The sequence below is a fragment of the Cupriavidus taiwanensis genome (assembly GCF_900250075.1).
In the GTDB taxonomy this organism is placed as follows: domain Bacteria; phylum Pseudomonadota; class Gammaproteobacteria; order Burkholderiales; family Burkholderiaceae; genus Cupriavidus; species Cupriavidus taiwanensis_C.
Window position 1 is genome coordinate 613,943 of the sequence record NZ_LT977070.1, and the last position, 16,690, is coordinate 630,632.

General features: G+C 67.8%; 21 protein-coding genes. 18 read left to right on the top strand and 3 right to left on the bottom strand.

The annotated features are described in order from the left end of the window. The first annotated feature begins 59 nt into the window (after positions 1–59). From CBM2588_RS02865 to CBM2588_RS02885, 5 genes are all read left to right on the top strand, one after another. Positions 60–473, top strand: a complete 414-nt coding sequence (locus tag CBM2588_RS02865) for a rhodanese-like domain-containing protein (RefSeq protein ID WP_115679272.1) — start codon at positions 60–62, stop codon at positions 471–473. 73 nt (positions 474–546) lie between these two features. Further along, a complete protein-coding gene (gene grxC / locus CBM2588_RS02870; RefSeq protein ID WP_012351615.1) occupies positions 547–804 on the top strand; it encodes a glutaredoxin 3 in 258 nt (85 codons plus the stop codon). 203 nt (positions 805–1,007) lie between these two features. Continuing rightward, positions 1,008–1,529 (top strand): protein-export chaperone SecB, encoded by a 522-nt coding sequence (gene secB, locus CBM2588_RS02875; RefSeq protein ID WP_062796574.1) that lies wholly within the window; start codon positions 1,008–1,010, stop codon positions 1,527–1,529. Positions 1,530–1,643: 114 nt separating this feature from the next. Further along, complete coding sequence (locus CBM2588_RS02880) at positions 1,644–2,660, top strand: NAD(P)H-dependent glycerol-3-phosphate dehydrogenase (RefSeq protein ID WP_115679273.1); 1,017 nt, start codon at positions 1,644–1,646, stop codon at positions 2,658–2,660. A 39-nt stretch (positions 2,661–2,699) separates the two neighbouring features. Then, a complete protein-coding gene (locus tag CBM2588_RS02885; RefSeq protein WP_115679274.1) occupies positions 2,700–3,677 on the top strand; it encodes a Bug family tripartite tricarboxylate transporter substrate binding protein in 978 nt (325 codons plus the stop codon). 15 nt (positions 3,678–3,692) lie between these two features. On the opposite strand, the gene trmL is transcribed toward CBM2588_RS02885, so the two are convergent. Together trmL and CBM2588_RS02895 are read right to left on the bottom strand one after the other, a co-directional pair. Continuing rightward, entirely contained in the window at positions 3,693–4,163 is a 471-nt protein-coding gene (gene trmL, locus CBM2588_RS02890; RefSeq protein ID WP_115679275.1) for a tRNA (uridine(34)/cytosine(34)/5-carboxymethylaminomethyluridine(34)-2'-O)-methyltransferase TrmL, read from the bottom strand. 87 nt (positions 4,164–4,250) lie between these two features. Then, positions 4,251–5,102 (bottom strand): ComF family protein, encoded by an 852-nt coding sequence (locus tag CBM2588_RS02895; protein ID WP_231942092.1) that lies wholly within the window; start codon positions 5,100–5,102, stop codon positions 4,251–4,253. On the opposite strand from CBM2588_RS02895, the gene CBM2588_RS02900 reads away from it, so the two are divergent. From CBM2588_RS02900 to CBM2588_RS02930, 8 genes are all read left to right on the top strand, one after another. Then, positions 5,091–6,044 carry a methyltransferase domain-containing protein gene (locus tag CBM2588_RS02900; protein ID WP_172583551.1) on the top strand — a complete coding sequence of 318 codons (954 nt, stop codon included), beginning with the start codon at positions 5,091–5,093 and terminating at the stop codon, positions 6,042–6,044. The genes CBM2588_RS02895 and CBM2588_RS02900 overlap by 12 nt on opposite strands. A gap of 269 nt (positions 6,045–6,313) precedes the next feature. Continuing rightward, complete coding sequence (locus tag CBM2588_RS02905) at positions 6,314–6,823, top strand: DUF2244 domain-containing protein (RefSeq protein ID WP_018008670.1); 510 nt, start codon at positions 6,314–6,316, stop codon at positions 6,821–6,823. A gap of 58 nt (positions 6,824–6,881) precedes the next feature. Beyond that, positions 6,882–8,144: a cytochrome c oxidase subunit II gene (gene coxB / locus CBM2588_RS02910; protein WP_115679278.1), complete on the top strand. Its 1,263-nt coding sequence runs from the start codon at positions 6,882–6,884 to the stop codon at positions 8,142–8,144. Between the two features lie 38 nt (positions 8,145–8,182). Beyond that, positions 8,183–9,790, top strand: coding sequence for a cytochrome c oxidase subunit I (ctaD, locus tag CBM2588_RS02915; RefSeq protein WP_018008672.1), 1,608 nt, complete (start codon positions 8,183–8,185; stop codon positions 9,788–9,790). 75 nt (positions 9,791–9,865) lie between these two features. Further along, the gene (locus CBM2588_RS30995; RefSeq protein ID WP_217449847.1) at positions 9,866–9,997 is read left to right on the top strand and encodes a cytochrome oxidase small assembly protein; all 132 of its coding nucleotides are present in this window, start codon (positions 9,866–9,868) and stop codon (positions 9,995–9,997) included. A 17-nt stretch (positions 9,998–10,014) separates the two neighbouring features. Continuing rightward, positions 10,015–10,626: a cytochrome c oxidase assembly protein gene (locus CBM2588_RS02920; protein ID WP_115679279.1), complete on the top strand. Its 612-nt coding sequence runs from the start codon at positions 10,015–10,017 to the stop codon at positions 10,624–10,626. A gap of 37 nt (positions 10,627–10,663) precedes the next feature. Next, a complete protein-coding gene (locus CBM2588_RS02925; protein ID WP_115679280.1) occupies positions 10,664–10,888 on the top strand; it encodes a DUF2970 domain-containing protein in 225 nt (74 codons plus the stop codon). A 144-nt stretch (positions 10,889–11,032) separates the two neighbouring features. Next, positions 11,033–11,893, top strand: coding sequence for a cytochrome c oxidase subunit 3 (locus CBM2588_RS02930; RefSeq protein WP_115679281.1), 861 nt, complete (start codon positions 11,033–11,035; stop codon positions 11,891–11,893). A gap of 144 nt (positions 11,894–12,037) precedes the next feature. Here CBM2588_RS02930 and CBM2588_RS02935 read toward each other — a convergent pair whose 3' ends face one another. Continuing rightward, complete coding sequence (locus tag CBM2588_RS02935; RefSeq protein ID WP_012351630.1) at positions 12,038–12,247, bottom strand: twin transmembrane helix small protein; 210 nt, start codon at positions 12,245–12,247, stop codon at positions 12,038–12,040. A 90-nt stretch (positions 12,248–12,337) separates the two neighbouring features. On the opposite strand from CBM2588_RS02935, the gene CBM2588_RS02940 reads away from it, so the two are divergent. The 5 genes from CBM2588_RS02940 (at position 12,338) to CBM2588_RS02960 (ending at position 16,605) form a co-directional block, all read left to right on the top strand. Then, the gene (locus CBM2588_RS02940; protein WP_115679282.1) at positions 12,338–13,093 is read left to right on the top strand and encodes an SURF1 family protein; all 756 of its coding nucleotides are present in this window, start codon (positions 12,338–12,340) and stop codon (positions 13,091–13,093) included. 73 nt (positions 13,094–13,166) lie between these two features. Then, on the top strand, positions 13,167–13,817 hold the full coding sequence (locus tag CBM2588_RS02945) for an SCO family protein (protein ID WP_115679283.1): 651 nt from the start codon (positions 13,167–13,169) through the stop codon (positions 13,815–13,817). A 9-nt stretch (positions 13,818–13,826) separates the two neighbouring features. After that, the gene (locus CBM2588_RS02950) at positions 13,827–14,930 is read left to right on the top strand and encodes a COX15/CtaA family protein (RefSeq protein ID WP_115679284.1); all 1,104 of its coding nucleotides are present in this window, start codon (positions 13,827–13,829) and stop codon (positions 14,928–14,930) included. Beyond that, entirely contained in the window at positions 14,927–15,871 is a 945-nt protein-coding gene (gene cyoE / locus CBM2588_RS02955; RefSeq protein WP_115679285.1) for a heme o synthase, read from the top strand. Before CBM2588_RS02950 ends, cyoE begins: the two co-directional genes overlap by 4 nt. A gap of 113 nt (positions 15,872–15,984) precedes the next feature. Then, positions 15,985–16,605, top strand: coding sequence for an SCO family protein (locus CBM2588_RS02960; RefSeq protein ID WP_115679286.1), 621 nt, complete (start codon positions 15,985–15,987; stop codon positions 16,603–16,605). Positions 16,606–16,690: the final 85 nt, after the last annotated feature.

Genomic DNA, 16,690 nt, shown 5'->3' on the forward strand with positions numbered 1-16,690 from the left:
CCTGGACGCCAAACCGCGTATTTTATAATGCCGCCGACCCAACCTACCGGAAAGCCAACGTGAATTTCTTCGCCGACTACAACAACCTCGCCCTGATCGCCCTCGCCGTGGTGTCGGGCGGCCTGCTGGCCTGGCCCGCGATCTCGCGCAGCGCGGGCGGCAAGTCGGTCAATACGGCCACCGCGACCCAGATGATCAACAAGCGTGGCGCGATCGTGGTCGACATCCGCGAGCCCGCGGAGTACGCCAAGGGCCACCTGCCGCAGGCTAAGAGCGCGCCGCTGGCCGACCTGCCCTCGCGCGCGGCCGGGCTTGCAAAGGACAAGGCTGCCCCCATCATCGTGGTATGCCAGACCGGCCAGCGCTCGGGCAAGGCCCAGGCAGCGCTGAAGGAAGCCGGTTACAGTGAGATCTACGCGCTCGAGGGCGGCATTGCCGCCTGGCAGCAGGCCGGCCTGCCGCTGGTGAAGTAAGCGCGGCAACCTGTCGTAACCGTCACGGCGTTTCCCGGCCAGGGCGCGCCCATTGCATTCAAGGAGAACCCACATGGCCCGCGTCGTCATGTACAGCACCGTGGTGTGCCCGTATTGCGTCATGGCTGAACGCCTGCTCAAGTCCCGCGGCGTGGAAACGATCGAGAAGATCCTGATCGACCGCGAACCGGGCAAGCGTGAAGAGATGATGAGCCGCACCGGCCGCCGCACCGTGCCGCAGATCTACATCGACGACACCCACGTGGGCGGCTTCGACGACCTCTCGGCGCTCGACCGCCAGGGCGGCCTGGTGCCGCTGCTGGCCGCCTAGGCAGCGCATTGGGACGGCCCCTGCGCAGAATCGTCTGATTTCGCGCGGGCTGGTCCCGCCATCCCCTCCGGCGCGGGTGAATTCGCCACTCGCGTCATGTACCATATGCGTTTTCCAACCGGGCACCGGCCGGCCCTGCACGATGCAGGCGTTGCCGCCGCCGTACCCGACACGCATCCAGCCCATCCTCCCGGAAGCCTTTCATGAGCGACCAGCAAAACACCCAGCAGGACGATCAACCTTTCTTCAACATCCAGCGCGTCTACCTGAAGGACATGTCGCTGGAGCAGCCCAATTCGCCGGCCATCTTCCTGGAATCGGAAGCCCCGTCGGTCGAAGTGCAGGTCAACGTCGGCGCTTCGCAGCTGCAGGAAGGCATCTTCGAAGTGGTGGTGACCGGCACCGTGACGACCAAGGTGCAGGACAAGGTTGCCTTCCTGGTCGAGGCGCACCAGGCCGGTATCTTCGATATCCGCAACGTGCCGGTCGAGCAGCTGGACCCGCTGCTGGGCATTGCCTGCCCCACCATCCTCTACCCGTACCTGCGCGGCAATATCGCCGACGTGATCACGCGCGCCGGCTTCCAGGCCATCCACCTGTCGGAAATCAACTTCCAGGCGCTGTACGAGCAACGCCTGCAGGCCGCCATGGAAGAGGCGCAAGGTGGTGCCGAAGGCGGCAACAGCGGCATCGTCATGCCCGACGGCAGCCAGGCTCGCCACTGATCCCGGCGTTCTGCGCCATCCACTGAAACGGGGCTGCGGCCCCGTTTTGCCTTTGGGCTACCATCGTTGGCGCAAGCGGCCAAAGCGCTTGCGCCAACTACTGTTCGAGCTGCCATGAAACTGACCTTCCTGGGTGCCGGGGCGTGGGGCACCGCCCTCGCCAGCCATGCCGCGGCCACCAATGACGTGGTGTTGTGGGGACGCGACCCGGCGCAGCTCGCGGCGCTCGCGGCCACGCGCGAGAATGCTGCCTACCTGCCCGGCGTGACACTGTCCGAACGGCTGGCGGTGCAGGCGCATTTCGAGCAGGCGGTGGCGCACGCCGCCGACGATGCGGATGGCATCGTGGTGGTGGCGACGCCGGTGGCGGGCCTGCGCGAGATGACGCGCCGGCTGGCCGCGCGCAGCGCGAAGCCGGTGTCGATGCTGTGGCTGTGCAAGGGCTTCGAGGCCGGCACCCACCTGCTGCCGCACCAGATGGTGCGGGCCGAGCTCGATGCCGTCGGGCGCACCGAGGGCTTTGCCTATGGCGTGCTGACCGGCCCCAGCTTTGCCCGCGAGGTGGCGCTGGGGCTGCCGTGCGCGCTGACCGTGGCCGGCACCGAGCCCTCGCTGGCGGACCGCGCGCAAGCGGCCTTCCACCATCACGCCATGCGCATCTATGGCAGCGACGACCTGACCGGCGTGGAAGTCGGCGGGGCGGTCAAGAACGTGCTGGCGATCGCCACCGGCGCCAGCGACGGGCTGGGCCTGGGGCTGAACGCGCGCGCCGCGCTGGTCACGCGCGGGCTGGCCGAGATGACGCGCCTGGGGCTGGCGCTGGGCGGCCGGGTCGAGACCTTCATGGGCCTGGCCGGCGTCGGCGACCTGATCCTGACCGCCACCGGCGACCTGTCGCGCAACCGCAAGGTGGGCCAGCAACTGGCGGCGGGGCAGAGCCTGGAGCAGATCCTGGCCGGGCTGGGGCACGTTGCCGAAGGCGTGCGCTGTGCCCAGGCGGTGGCCGAGCTGGCCGCCACGCACGGCATCGAGATGCCGATCGCGCGCGCCGTCTGCGCGGTGCTGTTCGACGGGCTCAGCGCCGCCGACGCGGTGGCGCAGCTGCTGCAACGCGACGCGCGCGACGAATGACAGGCCGCGTATCCACTGATTTCTGAGCTTCTGCATCGCATGTCAACACGACGCCAGGCGCTGATCGCGCTCGCTGCCGCCTGCGCCGCCGGGGCCTCCGGCAGCGCTTTCGCCCAACCCTGGCCGGCGCGGCCGCTGCGCATGGTGGTGCCGTTCCCGCCGGGCTCGTCGCCCGACCTGATCGCGCGCATCCTGACCGAAAAGCTGGCCGCCGCGCTGGGCCAGCCGGTGGTGGTGGAAAACCGCCCGGGCGCCGGCGGCAACATCGGCACCGGCATGGTCGCGCGCGCTGCGCCGGACGGCTACACGCTGCTGTTCACCATCAACGGTCCGCTCGTGACCGCGCCCACGCTGTCGCGCAACCTCAACTACGACCCGTTCCGCCAGCTGGCGCCGGTCACGCTGGTGGCGACCTCGCCCAATGTGCTGGTGGTCGATGCAAGGCTGCCGGTGCACAACCTGCGCGAGTTCGTCGCGCTGGCGCGGTCCCGGGCGGGTGAGCTGAATTATGGCTCGCCCGGCAACGGCAGCGCCTCGCACCTGGCGATGGAGCAGCTGAAAGCGATGGCGGGCGTCGACCTGCAGCACGTGCCGTATCCCGGCTTCCCGCAGGTCACCACGGCGATGGTCGGCGGGCAGGTGCAGGCGGCCTTCATGGTGCCGGCGATCGCGATGCCGCAGGTCAACGCCGGCAAGCTGCGCGTGCTGGCGGTGACCACCACGGGGCGCACCGCGGTGCTGCCGTCGGTGCCTACGGTGGCGGAATCCGGCTACCCCGGCTTCGAGGCGATTTCGTGGCAGGCCGTGCTGGCGCCCGCGGGCACGCCGCAGGCGGTGATCGACCGGCTCTATCGCGAACTGGTGGCGATCATCGGTAGCGCCGACGTGCGCGACAAGATGCGCGCGCAGTATTTCGTGCCGGCCGGCACCGCGCCGGCATCGCTGCGGCAGACCATGGCGAGCGAGAAGGCGCGCTGGGACAAGGTAATCCGCGCAGCCGGCGTGCAGCCGGAGTAAGCCGCCGCGGCAGCTTCAGCTGCCGCCCGCGAAGCCGTTCTGCCGCCAGGCTTCGAACACCACCACGGCAACCGTATTGGACAGGTTCAGGCTGCGGTTGTCCGGCCGCATCGGCAGCCGGATGCGCTGCGCGGGCGCGAACCACTCGCGGCGCTCGGGCGACAGTCCGCGCGTCTCGGAGCCGAACACGAACCAGTCGCCCGGCCGGAACGCCACCTGGCCGAACGGCGTGGAGCCGCGCGTGGTCAGGGCGAACATGCGCGTCGGGTCGGGTTGTTCGCTGGCCATCAGCGCATCCCAGCTGTCGTGCACGCGCATGGTGGCGTACTCGTGGTAATCCAGTCCCGCGCGGCGCATGCGTGCGTCTTCCAGCGGAAATCCCAGGGGTTTGACCAGGTGCAGCTGCGCGCCGGTGTTGGCACACAGGCGGATCACATTGCCGGTATTGGGCGGGATTTCCGGTTCGACCAGGACGACATTGAACATGATGCGGGGCGATGGCGGGCGCACGGACGCCCTTCGTCAGAACGGTGCGCAGCTTACCGCGCGCCTGTGCCCCTGTCATCCCGCCCGCTATGGCGTGCGCAGCGCGACGATCACGCTGACCCGGGCCGCGCCCCGCGTCTTGAGCGCGGCGGCGGCCTCGTGCAGGGTCGCGCCGGAAGTCATCACATCGTCCACCAGCGCCACGTGCAGGCCGTCGAGCCGCGTGGCGCGCGTGGGCGCGAACGCACCGCGCAGGTTCACCTGCCGCGCGGCGAGGTCCAGCGCGCGCTGGCTGCCGGTGTCGCGCTGGCGCTGCAGCAGCACCGGATCGGCGCGCAGGCCCAGGCGGCGCGCCAGCGGCCGCGCGATTTCCCAGGCCTGGTTGAAGCCGCGCGCGGCCAGCCGTTGCGGCGACAGCGGCACCGGCACGATCAGGTCGGGTGCGGCATGCCGGGCCCAGGCCCCGGGCAAGCCCTCCGCCAGCCTGGCGGCGAGCCACGCCGCCAGCGGCAGGGCGTGGCCAAACTTGAGCGCCAGCACCAGCTGGTCCTGCGGCGAGGCGTAGTCGCCCAGCGCATGGGCGTGGTCGAAGGCGCGCGGCGAGGCGCCGCAGGCCGGGCAGTGGAAATGCCGCCCCAGCGCCAGCGCGCACACCGGGCAGCGCCGCACTGGGCGCAGCAGGTCGGCGGCGCAGGGCGCGCACACCACCTGCCGCTGCACCGTCCCGCACAGCGCGCAGGCGCTGGGCAACAACTGTTCGCGCGCACTGGACCAGGCGCGGCGGGCGGAGCCGGCAGCCTGCGCGGCGCGCGCGTATACTTGCCGTCCGGTCGCGGCCCATCGGGCGCGGCGGCCTTGTTCGTCCGGCGCCTTGGGCAGAGCCTGCCCGCGCGCCGGTTCCTGTTTTCCTTGCTGCCCTGTCTGCCCGTGTCCCTGCATGCCGCCGATTCTCCCGATGCCTTCCTGCCGCCCGCGCGCCTGACCCGGCTCGCCTTCGACCGGCGCAGCCGCGGCTTCGGCCAGCTCGATTTCCTGCTGGGCGAGATCGGGCGCCGCATGCAGGAGCGCATGGAGGTGATCCGCCTGGCGCCGCAGCGTGCGCTCGATATCGGCTGCGGCCACGGCCAGGGCCTGGCCGGGCTGCGCGCACGCTTTCCGGATGCGCAGATCGCCGGCCTGGACATCTCCGGCGCGATGCTGGCCGAGGCCGGCCAGCGCGATCCGCAGCGCCGGCCCGGCTGGATCGGCCGCATGCTGGGCAAGCGGCCGCTGTTCGACCTGGTCCAGGGCGATCTTGCCACACTGCCTTTTGCGCCCGCGAGCTTCGACCTGCTGTGGTCCAACCTCGCCCTGCACTGGCATCCGGAGCCGCACCGCGTGTTCCCGGAGTGGCACCGGGTGGCGCGCGACGAGGGGCTGGTGCTGTTCTCGCTGTTCGGCCCGGACACGCTGAAGGAGCTGCGCGCGGCCTTCGCCGAGGTCGACGACGTGCCCCATACGTTGCGCTTTGTCGACATGCACGACATCGGCGACATGCTGGTGCACAGCGGCTGGTCGACGCCGGTGATGGATATGGAAACCCTGACCGTGACCTACGAGTCGCCCGCCACGCTGCTGCGCGAGGTGCAGGCCTTCGGCGGCCTGCGCGCGCCGGCCGGGGCGCCGCCGCAGGGCCTGCGCGGCCGCGGCTGGTACCAGGCGCTGACGCAGGCGCTGGAGCGGCGGCGCAACGCCGAGGGCGTGATCTCGCTGAGTTTCGAGATCGTCTACGGCCATGCCTGGAAGCTGGCGCCGCGCGGCGCGCAGGCGCGCGACGGCGAGGGCCGCGCGGTGGTGCCGCTGGACCAGATCGGCCGTGCAAAACCGCGTCGCGCAGGTTAAAACTGAGTTAACTTGCGCCGGTGGCGGATTGCCGCAAACATAGAGCCGGCGCGGCGGGCGGGGCGATGGCAGCATTACGGCCCATGCACAGAATCAGGCGGCGCGCAAGCCTTGTGGTCAAGGCGCGCCCTTGTCCGTGTATGGGAAGCGCCCTATAATGCGCCAGTTTGTCGCAGTGGTCCCCTGGCACAAGAACGTCCTGGTTTGCACGCACTGTGCGGTCCGGACGCCATCGTCCCGGGTGTGCATCCGATGCAGAGTGGTTGGCGATGCAAGACTTGGGTATCGCATTCCAGACGGCAGGTGGTGACTCCGGCGGAAATCTCGACGGACCTTCCTCCTCGCCCCACGACTGGCTGATGAAGCGGAACTGCTCGCTGAGTCCACGCCAGGTCGGCTGGTTTTACCTCTCGATCCTCACGGTTTCGCTTGCCATCGCGTTGTTTTTCGCCTGGCAAGGGTCGTGGCTCGTGCTGCCCTTTGCCAGCATCGAGCTGATCGGGCTGGGCATCGCCCTGCTTGTGTATGCGCGCCATGCGACGGACTATGAGCGCGTCAGCATCACCGACGGCACGCTGGTCGTGGAGACAGCCAGCGCCGGACGGGTGACGCGCCAGGAATTCAATCCGTGCTGGGTGCGGATCGAACTGGGTGAATCGTTCCGCGCGCTGGTGACGCTGCGCTCGGGCAGGCGAGCGGTACAGGTGGGGTGTTACGTGGACCCGTACCGGCGACGCAAGTTCGCGCAGGAGCTCGCAGCGGCCTTGCGCCGCCTCTGAGAGGCGGCACAAGCGGCGGCGGGGACAGATTTGAATCTGTAAATTGGGTAGATAACAAATGAAAATGTGGAAGAAGGCATCCGCAGTTTGTCTGGCCGGCGCGTCCCTGCTTGCCAGCCAGGCGGCATCCGCGGTCAGCGACATGCCGGGCGGCCCCGCCGTGCGCCAGCTCAACCTGACCGAGCCGGTTACCAAGATCGCCGAACAGATTCACTGGCTGAACTGGATGATGCTGATCATCTGCACGGTGATCTTCATCGCGGTGTTCAGCGTGATGTTCTATTCCATCTTCACGCACCGCAAGGCCAAGGGCGCCAAGCCAGCCTCCTTCCACGAGAGCATCACCGTCGAGGTGGTGTGGACCATCGTCCCGTTCCTGATCGTGATCGCGATGGCCCTGCCGGCCACCAAGACCGTGGTCGCGATGAAGGACACCACCAACTCCGACGTCACCATCAAGGCCACCGGTTACCAGTGGAAGTGGGGCTATGACTACCTGAAGGGCGAAGGCGAGGGCATCTCCTTCGTCTCGACCCTGACCACCCCGCGCGAGCAGATCAACAACGAGCAGGCCAAGTCGAACACCTACCTGATGGAGGTGGACAACGAGCTGGTCGTGCCGGTCAACAAGAAGATCCGCATCGTCACCACCGCCAACGACGTGATCCACGCCTGGATGATCCCGGCTTTCGGCGTCAAGCAGGATGCGATCCCGGGCTTCGTGCGCGACACCTGGTTCAAGGCCGAGAAGATCGGCGTGTACCGCGGCCAGTGCGCCGAGCTGTGCGGCAAGGAACACGCCTTCATGCCGATCGTGGTGCGCGTGGTCTCCGACGCCGACTACACCAAGTGGGTCGACGGCAAGAAGAAGGAGCTGGCGGCCAAGGCCGACGATCCCAACAAGACCTGGACCCTGGACGAAGCCAAGGTGCGCGGCGAGAAGATCTACGCGGCCAACTGCGCGGTCTGCCACCAGCCCAACGGCAAGGGCGGCGGCGCGTTCCCGGCGCTGGACGGCTCCAAGATCGTGAACGGTCCCAAGGCCGGCCAGATGCACATGCTGCTGGAAGGCAAGGGCGGCATGCCGTCGTGGAAGCAGCTGTCGGACACCGAGCTGGCGACGGTCATGACCTATACGCGCAACGCCTGGGGCAACAAGACGGGTGAAGTGATCCAGCCGAGCGAATTCGTGGGCGCCCGCGCGGGCAAGTTCCCCGAAGGCGGCGGCGCGGCCAGCGGCGAAGCGCCGAAGGCCGAGGCCAAGCCGGCCGCTCAGGCTGACAAGCAGGCCAGTCTCGCGGGCAACCGCGTCGCGGGCTGACCCGCTGAAGACAGAACAGGATTAGAGGAGCATTTGCGATGAGTACTGCTACCCCGGACGCACTCGCCCATCCGCACGATCACGCGCATGACGACCACGCGCACGATCACCCGCATGGCTGGCGCCGCTGGCTGTTCGCCACCAACCACAAGGACATCGGTACGCTGTACCTGCTGTTCTCGTTCATCATGCTGCTGTCGGGCGGCGTGCTGGCACTGCTGATCCGCCTGGAACTGTTCGAGCCCGGCCTGCAGTTCTTCCGCCCCGAGCTGTTCAACCAGTTCACCACCATGCACGGCCTGGTGATGGTGTTCGGCGCGATCATGCCGGCCTTCGTCGGCTTCGCCAACTGGATGATCCCGCTGCAGATCGGCGCCTCCGACATGGCGTTCGCGCGCATGAACAACTTCAGCTTCTGGCTGATGCCGCCGGCCGCGCTGCTGCTGGCCGGCTCGTTCTTCGTGCCGGGCGGCGCCACCGCCGCGGGCTGGACCCTGTACGCGCCGCTGTCGGTGCAGATGGGCCCGGGCATGGACATGGCCATTTTCGCCATGCACATCATGGGCGCGTCGTCGATCATGGGCTCGATCAACATCATCGTGACCATCCTCAACATGCGCGCCCCCGGCATGACGCTGATGAAGATGCCGATGTTCTGCTGGACCTGGCTGATCACCGCCTACCTGCTGATCGCCGTGATGCCGGTGCTGGCCGGCGCCATCACCATGGTGCTGACCGATCGCCACTTCGGCACCAGCTTCTTCTCGGCCGCCGGCGGCGGCGACCCGGTGATGTACCAGCATATCTTCTGGTTCTTCGGCCACCCCGAGGTTTACATCATGATCCTGCCGGCATTCGGGATCATCTCGCACGTGGTGCCGGCGTTCGCGCGCAAGCGCCTGTTCGGCTACAGCTCGATGGTGTATGCCACCGCGTCGATCGCCATCCTGTCGTTCATCGTGTGGGCGCACCACATGTTCACCACCGGCATGCCGGTGACCGGCCAGCTGTTCTTCATGTACGCGACCATGCTGATCGCGGTGCCGACGGCCGTGAAGATCTTCAACTGGATCGCCACCATGTGGCGCGGCTCGATGACCTTCGAGACCCCGATGCTGTTCGCGATCGGCTTTATCTTCGTGTTCACCATCGGCGGCTTCACCGGCCTGATGCCGGCCGTGGCCCCGATCGACATTCAGCTGCAGGACACCTACTTCATCGTCGCGCACTTCCACTATGTGCTGGTGGCCGGCTCGCTGTTCGCGCTGTTCGCGGGCTTCTACTACTGGGGTCCGAAGTGGAGCGGGTTCATGTACAACGAGGCTCGCGGCCAGATCCACTTCTGGGGTTCGCTGATCTTCTTCAACGTGACCTTCTTCCCGATGCACTTCCTGGGCCTGGCCGGCATGCCGCGCCGCTATGCCGACTACCCGACCCAGTTCGCGGACTTCAACGCGATCGCGTCGATCGGTGCGCTCGGCTTCGGCCTGATGCAGGTGTATTTCTTCTTCTTCGTGGTGCTGCCGTCGTACCGCGGCGGCCAGCAGGCCTCGGACAAGCCCTGGGATGGCGCCGAGGGCCTGGAGTGGACCGTGCCGTCGCCGGCGCCGTTCCACACCTTTGAAGTTCCCCCGCAGGTCCGCTAAGGCGGTACCCGCGTAACCAGGCCGCGGAGGGGCGGCAGCGTTCGTCCCTCCGCGCCGGCAGGTATCAAGACCGTTATGCAGTCTCCAGACAAAAGCCCGTCACGCCCGGACCACAAGGCCGCCAACCGGCGCCTTGGGCTGATCCTGTTGTCGATCGTGGTGGTTTTCTTTCTGGGGTTCTTCGCCAAGATGAAGTTCCTTGGCTGAGGCGGCAGGGTAGCGAGATGAGCATCGAGCAGCAGCCAGGCAGGGAAGCGGACAAGCGGTTCAACCGCGGCATGATGCTGCGGCTGGTCGTGATCGTTGCCGTGATGTTCGGCTTTGGCTACGCGCTGGTGCCGCTGTACAAGAAGATCTGTGAAATCACCGGCCTCAACGTGATCACCACGCGCGAACTGCATGGCGCGGTGAAAAACACGCAGATCGACAAGAGCCGCACCATCACGGTGGAGTTCGACTCCAACGCGCGCGGGCCCTTCGCCTTCCGGCCGGTGAAGAACAGCATGGAAGTGCATCCCGGCGAGATGGCGACGATCGTCTACGAGGTGGCCAACGGGCAGCCGCGCGATATCTCGGCGCAGGCCATCCCGAGCTACGCGCCCAAGCAGGCGACCCAGTATTTCATGAAGCTGGAGTGCTTCTGCTTCAAGCAGCAGACGCTCAAGGCGAACGAGGCGCGCGAGATGCCGGTGGTGTTCGTGATCGATCCCGCGCTGCCCAAGGATGTGAAGAGCATTACGCTGTCGTACACCTTCTTCGAGGTGGGCACGCCGGTGGCGCAGGCGCCCGAAGGCCAGCTGGCGCCGCAGCCCGCGCCGGCCGGCAAGGGCATCTGAAGCGAGCGGCCGGGGCCGGTCAAGCGGAGGACGGGCGATGGATGAGATGAAGGACGCGGTCAAGCGCAAGCTGTCGTTTGCGCAGACCATGCGCGCGGTGCTGTGGTCGTTCATCGGCTTGCGCAAGGGCGCGGAGCACGAACGCGACATGGCCCGGCTGAACCCGGTGCATGTGGTGATCGCCGGGCTGATCGCGGCGGCGGTGTTCATCGCGGTCCTGGTCGTGATCGTGCGCCTGGTGGTCAGCCAGGCGGCGGCGTAGCAGGGCAGGAAGGGTAGACAACAAAAGCAGTCGCAGAACAAAGCAACCGCGGCGGCGGGGCCAACCAGAGGAGGCGGTTGGCCTGCAGTGCCAAGGCGGGGACAACGAATACTGAATCAAAGACTCTGAGCTGGAGATAAAAGAATGAGTGCGAATCGCGCAAACGCTCCGTACTACTTCGTACCGGGCCCGTCGCGCCACCCCATCACCGCAAGCTTCGGCCTGCTGATGACGGGCGCCGGCGCCGCCGGTTGGGTAAACGGGCAGTCCTGGGCGCCGTACCTGTGCGGCTTCGGCCTGCTGTGGTTCCTGTTCGTGCTCAAGAGCTGGTTTGGCGACGCCATCAGCGAGTCCGAAGGCGGCATGTACGGCAAGAACATCGACCTGTCGTTCCGCTGGTCGATGGGCTGGTTCATCTTCTCCGAGGTGATGTTCTTCGCCGCGTTCTTCGGCGCGCTGTTCTATGCCCGCGCCATCGCCATGCCGTGGCTGGGCGACCTGAACAACAAGATCCTGTGGCCCGACTTTGCCGCGGTATGGCCCAACACCGGCCCGGCCGGCGTGGTGGAAAACTTCCAGACCATGGGCCCGTGGCCGATCCCGACCATCAACACCGCGCTGCTGCTGATGTCGGGCGTGACGCTGACGTGGGCGCACCACGCGCTGCTGGCCGGCAAGCGCAGCCAGCTGATCCAGGGCCTGTCGCTGACCATCCTGCTGGGCGCGATCTTCATGGGCTTCCAGGTGTACGAGTACATGCACGCCTACTCGGACCTGAACCTGAAGCTGAGCTCGGGCATCTACGGCTCGACCTTCTTCCTGCTGACCGGCTTCCACGGTTTCCACGTGACCATGGGCGCGATCATGCTGGCGGTGGTGCTGATCCGCGTGCTGAAGGGCCACTTCACCCCGGAGCACCACTTCGCCTTCGAAGGCGCGGCCTGGTACTGGCACTTCGTTGACGTGGTGTGGCTGTTCCTCTACATCGTGGTGTACTGGCTGTAAATCCGGCTGCCGTACCGGCCGGCGGGCCCCGGGACTGACCGGGACCGCCGGCGCCAACGCAAAAGAGAAACGCCGCAGGGGCCTGGCCAGCCTGCGGCGTTTGTCTTTTGCGGGCCGCGGTCGGAGCCGGCGCGGCGCGCCCGTTCAGGGCGCCATGCGGATGCCGGTGCTGTGGATCCAGCCCATCCAGCTCGAGAACAGGATGAACAGGAACAGCGCCACCGAGAAGCCCACGCGCAGCATCAGCGAGCGCATCATGTTGGGCGTCTTGCCGCGGTCGCGCATCATGAAGAACAGGGCCGAGGCCAGGCTGGCGATGATCAGGATGAAGGCGATGATGATGACAAAGCGCATGGCGGGGCGGATTGGGGGTAGGCGCGGCGCGACGTGCGGCGCACAGGGCCATTATCGCACCGGCACCCGCTGCGCAGTGCCGCCGCGGCGATGAGCTGGCGCCGCTTCGCCAGCCCCTTGCCGCTGGCCGCCGCCGCGGTGGTGATCGCGGTGACTTGCGCGCTGGGCAGTTGGCAGCTCGACCGCGCGCACCAGAAGGAAGCGCGCGCCGACCGGCTGCAAGTGCTCGCCGCACAGCCGCCGGTGGTGCTTGGCACGGCGCCGCTGTCACAAGTTGTGACCGATCGCGTGGTGCGCGTGAGCGGGCGCTTCGACGCATCGCGCACCGTATTGCTGGATAATCGCCCCCACGGCACCGGCGGCCGCAGCGGCGACAGCCGCGCCGGCTTCCTGGTGGTGACGCCGCTGGTGATCGGCGCGGCGCCCGATGAGGCCGGCGCTCAACGCGCGGTGCTGGTGCTGCGCGGCTGGCTGCCGCGCGATGCCGAGGACCGCACCCGGATCGCGCCGTTCCCGACGCCCGAGGGCGAGGTGACCATCACCGGCACGGCATTGGCCGGAGTGCCGCGGGTCTATAGCCTGGGCCAGGAGGCGGCCGGCAGCCGGATCCGCCAGAACCTCGAGATCGCGCCGTATGCCGCCGAAACCGGCCTGGCCCTGCACCCGCTGGTGATCGAGCAGCGCAGCGATAGCGGCGACGGCCTGGCGCGCGACTGGCTGCCAGCCGACGTCGGCGCCGAGCGCCACTATGGCTATGCCTTCCAGTGGTTCGGGCTGGCCGCGCTGACGGTGGTGCTGGTGGTCGTGCTGGGCTGGCGCCGCGCACGGCGGCTGGCCGCACCCTGATCGAATGAATTGACCGCCCTTGCGCCGCGTACCGGTGCATTGGCTTGCCGAAGACAAAGGACAGACGTACTCCATGGCACAGCAAGACTCCGCTCCGGCCGCCGCGGCTTCGCCGCGCGACGCCCGCATCGACGCGCGCACGCGCCGTGGCCGCCTGCAGATGCTGATGCTGCTGCTGGTATGCGCGTCGCCGGTGATTGCCTCGTACTTCACCTACTACGTGATCAAGCCGCGCGGCGGCGCCACCAACTACGGCGCGCTGGTCGACCCGCAGCGGCCGATGCCGCCGGTGCGCGTCACCGACGAGCAGGGCCAGGCCGTGCCGCTGGAGCAGTTCCGCGGCAAGTGGCTGCTGGTCAGCGCCGATCCGTCGGCCTGCGACGAGGCCTGCGCGAAGAAGCTGTTCACCATCCGCCAGATCCGCGCCGGGCAGGGGCAGGACCGCCTGCGCATCGTGCCGGTGTGGCTGGTGACCGACGACGGCAAGATCGACGAACGCCTGGTCTCTGCCTACAACGAGCCCTACGCGGGCGTGCGCTTCCTGCGTATCGACCGCCAGGCCGCGCAGCACTGGTTGCCGGCCGAGCCGGGCAAGCGCGCCGAGGACACGCTGTTCCTGGTCGACCCGCTGGGCAACCTGATGATGCGCTTCCCCCAGGACCCGGACCCGAAGAAGATGAGCGGCGACCTGAAGAAGCTGCTCAAGGTCTCGCGCATCGGCTGAGGGGACGGCATGCTGCTGCAACTGGCCATCATCGGCGTCCTGATCGCGCTGTTTCCGCTGTCCTACGTGATGGTGAAGGGCGACCGCAACAAGTACCGCAAGCTTGCCTGGATCACGGCGTTCCTGACGCTGGACCTGATCATGTTCGGCAGCTTCACGCGGCTGACCGACTCCGGGCTGGGCTGCCCGGACTGGCCGGGCTGCTACGGGCATTCCAACCCGCATGCCGCGATGGAGCCGATCCGCGCGGCCGAGACCGCCATGCCCAGCGGGCCGGTGACGCTGGCCAAGGCATGGATCGAGATGATCCACCGCTACTTCGCCATGGCCGTCGGCGTGCTGATCATCACGCTGATGGTGCTGGCGTGGGTCAAGCGGCGCGAACTGAAGCAGTCGCCGTGGTTCGCCACCGGCGTGCTGCTGCTGGTGTGCGTGCAGGGCGCCTTCGGCGCCTTCACCGTGACCCTGAAGCTGCAGCCCATCATCGTCGTCACGCACCTGATGCTCGGCATGGCGCTGCTGGCGGTGCTGATCCAGCTGGGCTCGCGCAACGACCCGCCGCACCCGGTCGCGCCGCAGGCGGCGCGGCTGCGCTGGCCGGTGCGCATCGGCCTGCTGCTGCTGGTGATCCAGATCTTCCTGGGCGGCTGGGTCAGCACCAATTATGCGGTGCTGGCCTGCACCGACTTCCCGCTGTGCAATGGCCAGCTGGTGCCGGAGATGGACTTCCGCCATGGCTTTACGCTGTGGCGCCAGCTGGGCATGACCGCGGACGGCGACTACATCCCGCACGCGGCGCTGGTGGCGATCCACTGGGTGCATCGCGGCTTTGCGGTGATCGTGCTGGGCTACCTGGCATGGTTCGCCCTGCGTGCGCGCCGGCTCGAAGGGCTCAGCCGCGCCGCCGGCTGGCTGCTGGCGACGCTGGTGCTGCAACTGGCCACCGGGATGTCGAATATCGTGTTCGACTGGCCGCTGGTGGCGGCGGTCGCGCATAACGGCGGCGCCGCGGTGCTGCTGCTGCTGCTGGTCCGTCTCCACTACAATATCGGGCTGACGACCCGGGCCGCCGGCGCCCCCGCTGCCGTGCCGACTGCCGCCCGCGCCACATGAAAGACAAGACCCCTTCCGTGGTTACCGCTACCCATCCCCATTCCCTGGGCAAGTTGAGCCGCATACGGCACCTGGCCCGGCAATATGCCGCCCTGACCAAGCCGCGCGTGACGCAGCTGGCCGTGTTCTGCGCCATCATCGGCATGTTCCTCGCCACGCCCGGCATGGTGCCTTGGCCGGTGCTGATCGGCGGCGCCGCCGGCATCTGGCTGCTGGCCGGCGCGGCCTTCGCCATCAATTGCCTGGTCGAGCAGAAGATCGATGCGCTGATGCGCCGCACCGCCTGGCGCCCGTCCGCCACCGGCGAGATCACTACGCGGCAGACGCTGGTGTTCTCCGCCATCCTGGGTGGCGCGGGCATGTGGCTGCTGCACGTCTACGCCAACGACCTGACCATGTGGCTGACCTTTGCCACCTTCCTGGGTTATGCGGTGGTCTACACCATCCTGCTCAAGCCGGCCACGCCGCAGAACATCGTCATCGGCGGCCTGTCCGGGGCGATGCCGCCGGCGCTGGGCTGGGCCGCGGTGGCGGGCGAGGTGCCGGCCGAGGCCTGGTTCCTGGTGCTGATCATCTTCACCTGGACCCCGCCGCACTTCTGGGCGCTGGCGCTGTACCGCCGCGCCGACTACGCCAAGTCCGGGCTGCCGATGCTGCCGGTGACGCACGGCGAGCGCTACACGCTGCTCCATATCCTGCTGTACACGCTGATCATGATCGCGGCGACGCTGCTGCCCTTTGTCTACGGCATGAGTGGCTACATCTACCTGGCGGCCGCGCTGGCGCTTGGGGCGGGCTTCCTGGCCTATGCCTGGAAGCTGTACCGCAACTATTCGGACGAACTGGCGCAGCGCACCTTCCGCTTCTCGATCCTGTACCTGTCGCTGCTGTTCGCTGCGCTGCTGGTCGACCATTACTTCAAGTTCGTGCCGCAGGTCTGACCTGCTCTTTTCGCGTGCCCCGGCTGCGGCATCTTGCCGCGCCGGCGCGAGCGCGGCAGCATGATCGGCGATACTGCATGCTGTTTCCTTCTCATCCCTGACCCGTCCCCCGCATGCCAAGCCTCAGCCCTGCTTCCGGCCTGTTTGCCGCCTTCCGCCGCTTTTCCCTGCTGGCCGCGCTGGCCCTCGCCCTGGCTGCCTGCGGACAGCAGAAGGCGTTGTTCCGCAATGTCGATATCACCGGCGCCGCCGACTTCGGCAAGGACTTCTCGCTGACCGACCACACCGGCAAGGTGCGCACCCTGGCCGACTACAAGGGCAAGGCGGTGGTGATGTTCTTCGGCTACACCCATTGCCCGGATGTCTGCCCCACCACCATGGCCGAACTGAAGGCGGTCGTGGAGCAGCTGGGGCCGGACGCGGACCGCGTGCAGGTGCTGTTCGTCACGGTCGATCCGGAGCGCGATACGCAGGCGCTGCTGGCGCAGTACGTGCCCGCCTTCGATCCCCGCTTCGTCGGGCTGCGCCCGGCCGACGAGGCCGCGCTGCAGAAGCTGGCCAAGGACTTCAAGGTGTTCTACGCCAAGGTGCCGGGCAGTTCACCCAACAACTACACCGTGGATCACTCGGCCGGCAGCTATGTGTTCGACCCGCAGGGCAAGCTGCGGCTGTTCATCCGCCATGGCCAGGGTCCGGAGCCCATCGCGCACGACCTGAAGCAGCTGTTGTCCTGACGCAAGCGGGGCGCAAGGGTGTGGCATAACGTCGCACCAACGCTTCGCGGGCAACAAAAAGGCCGGTCCAGGGACCGGCCTTTTG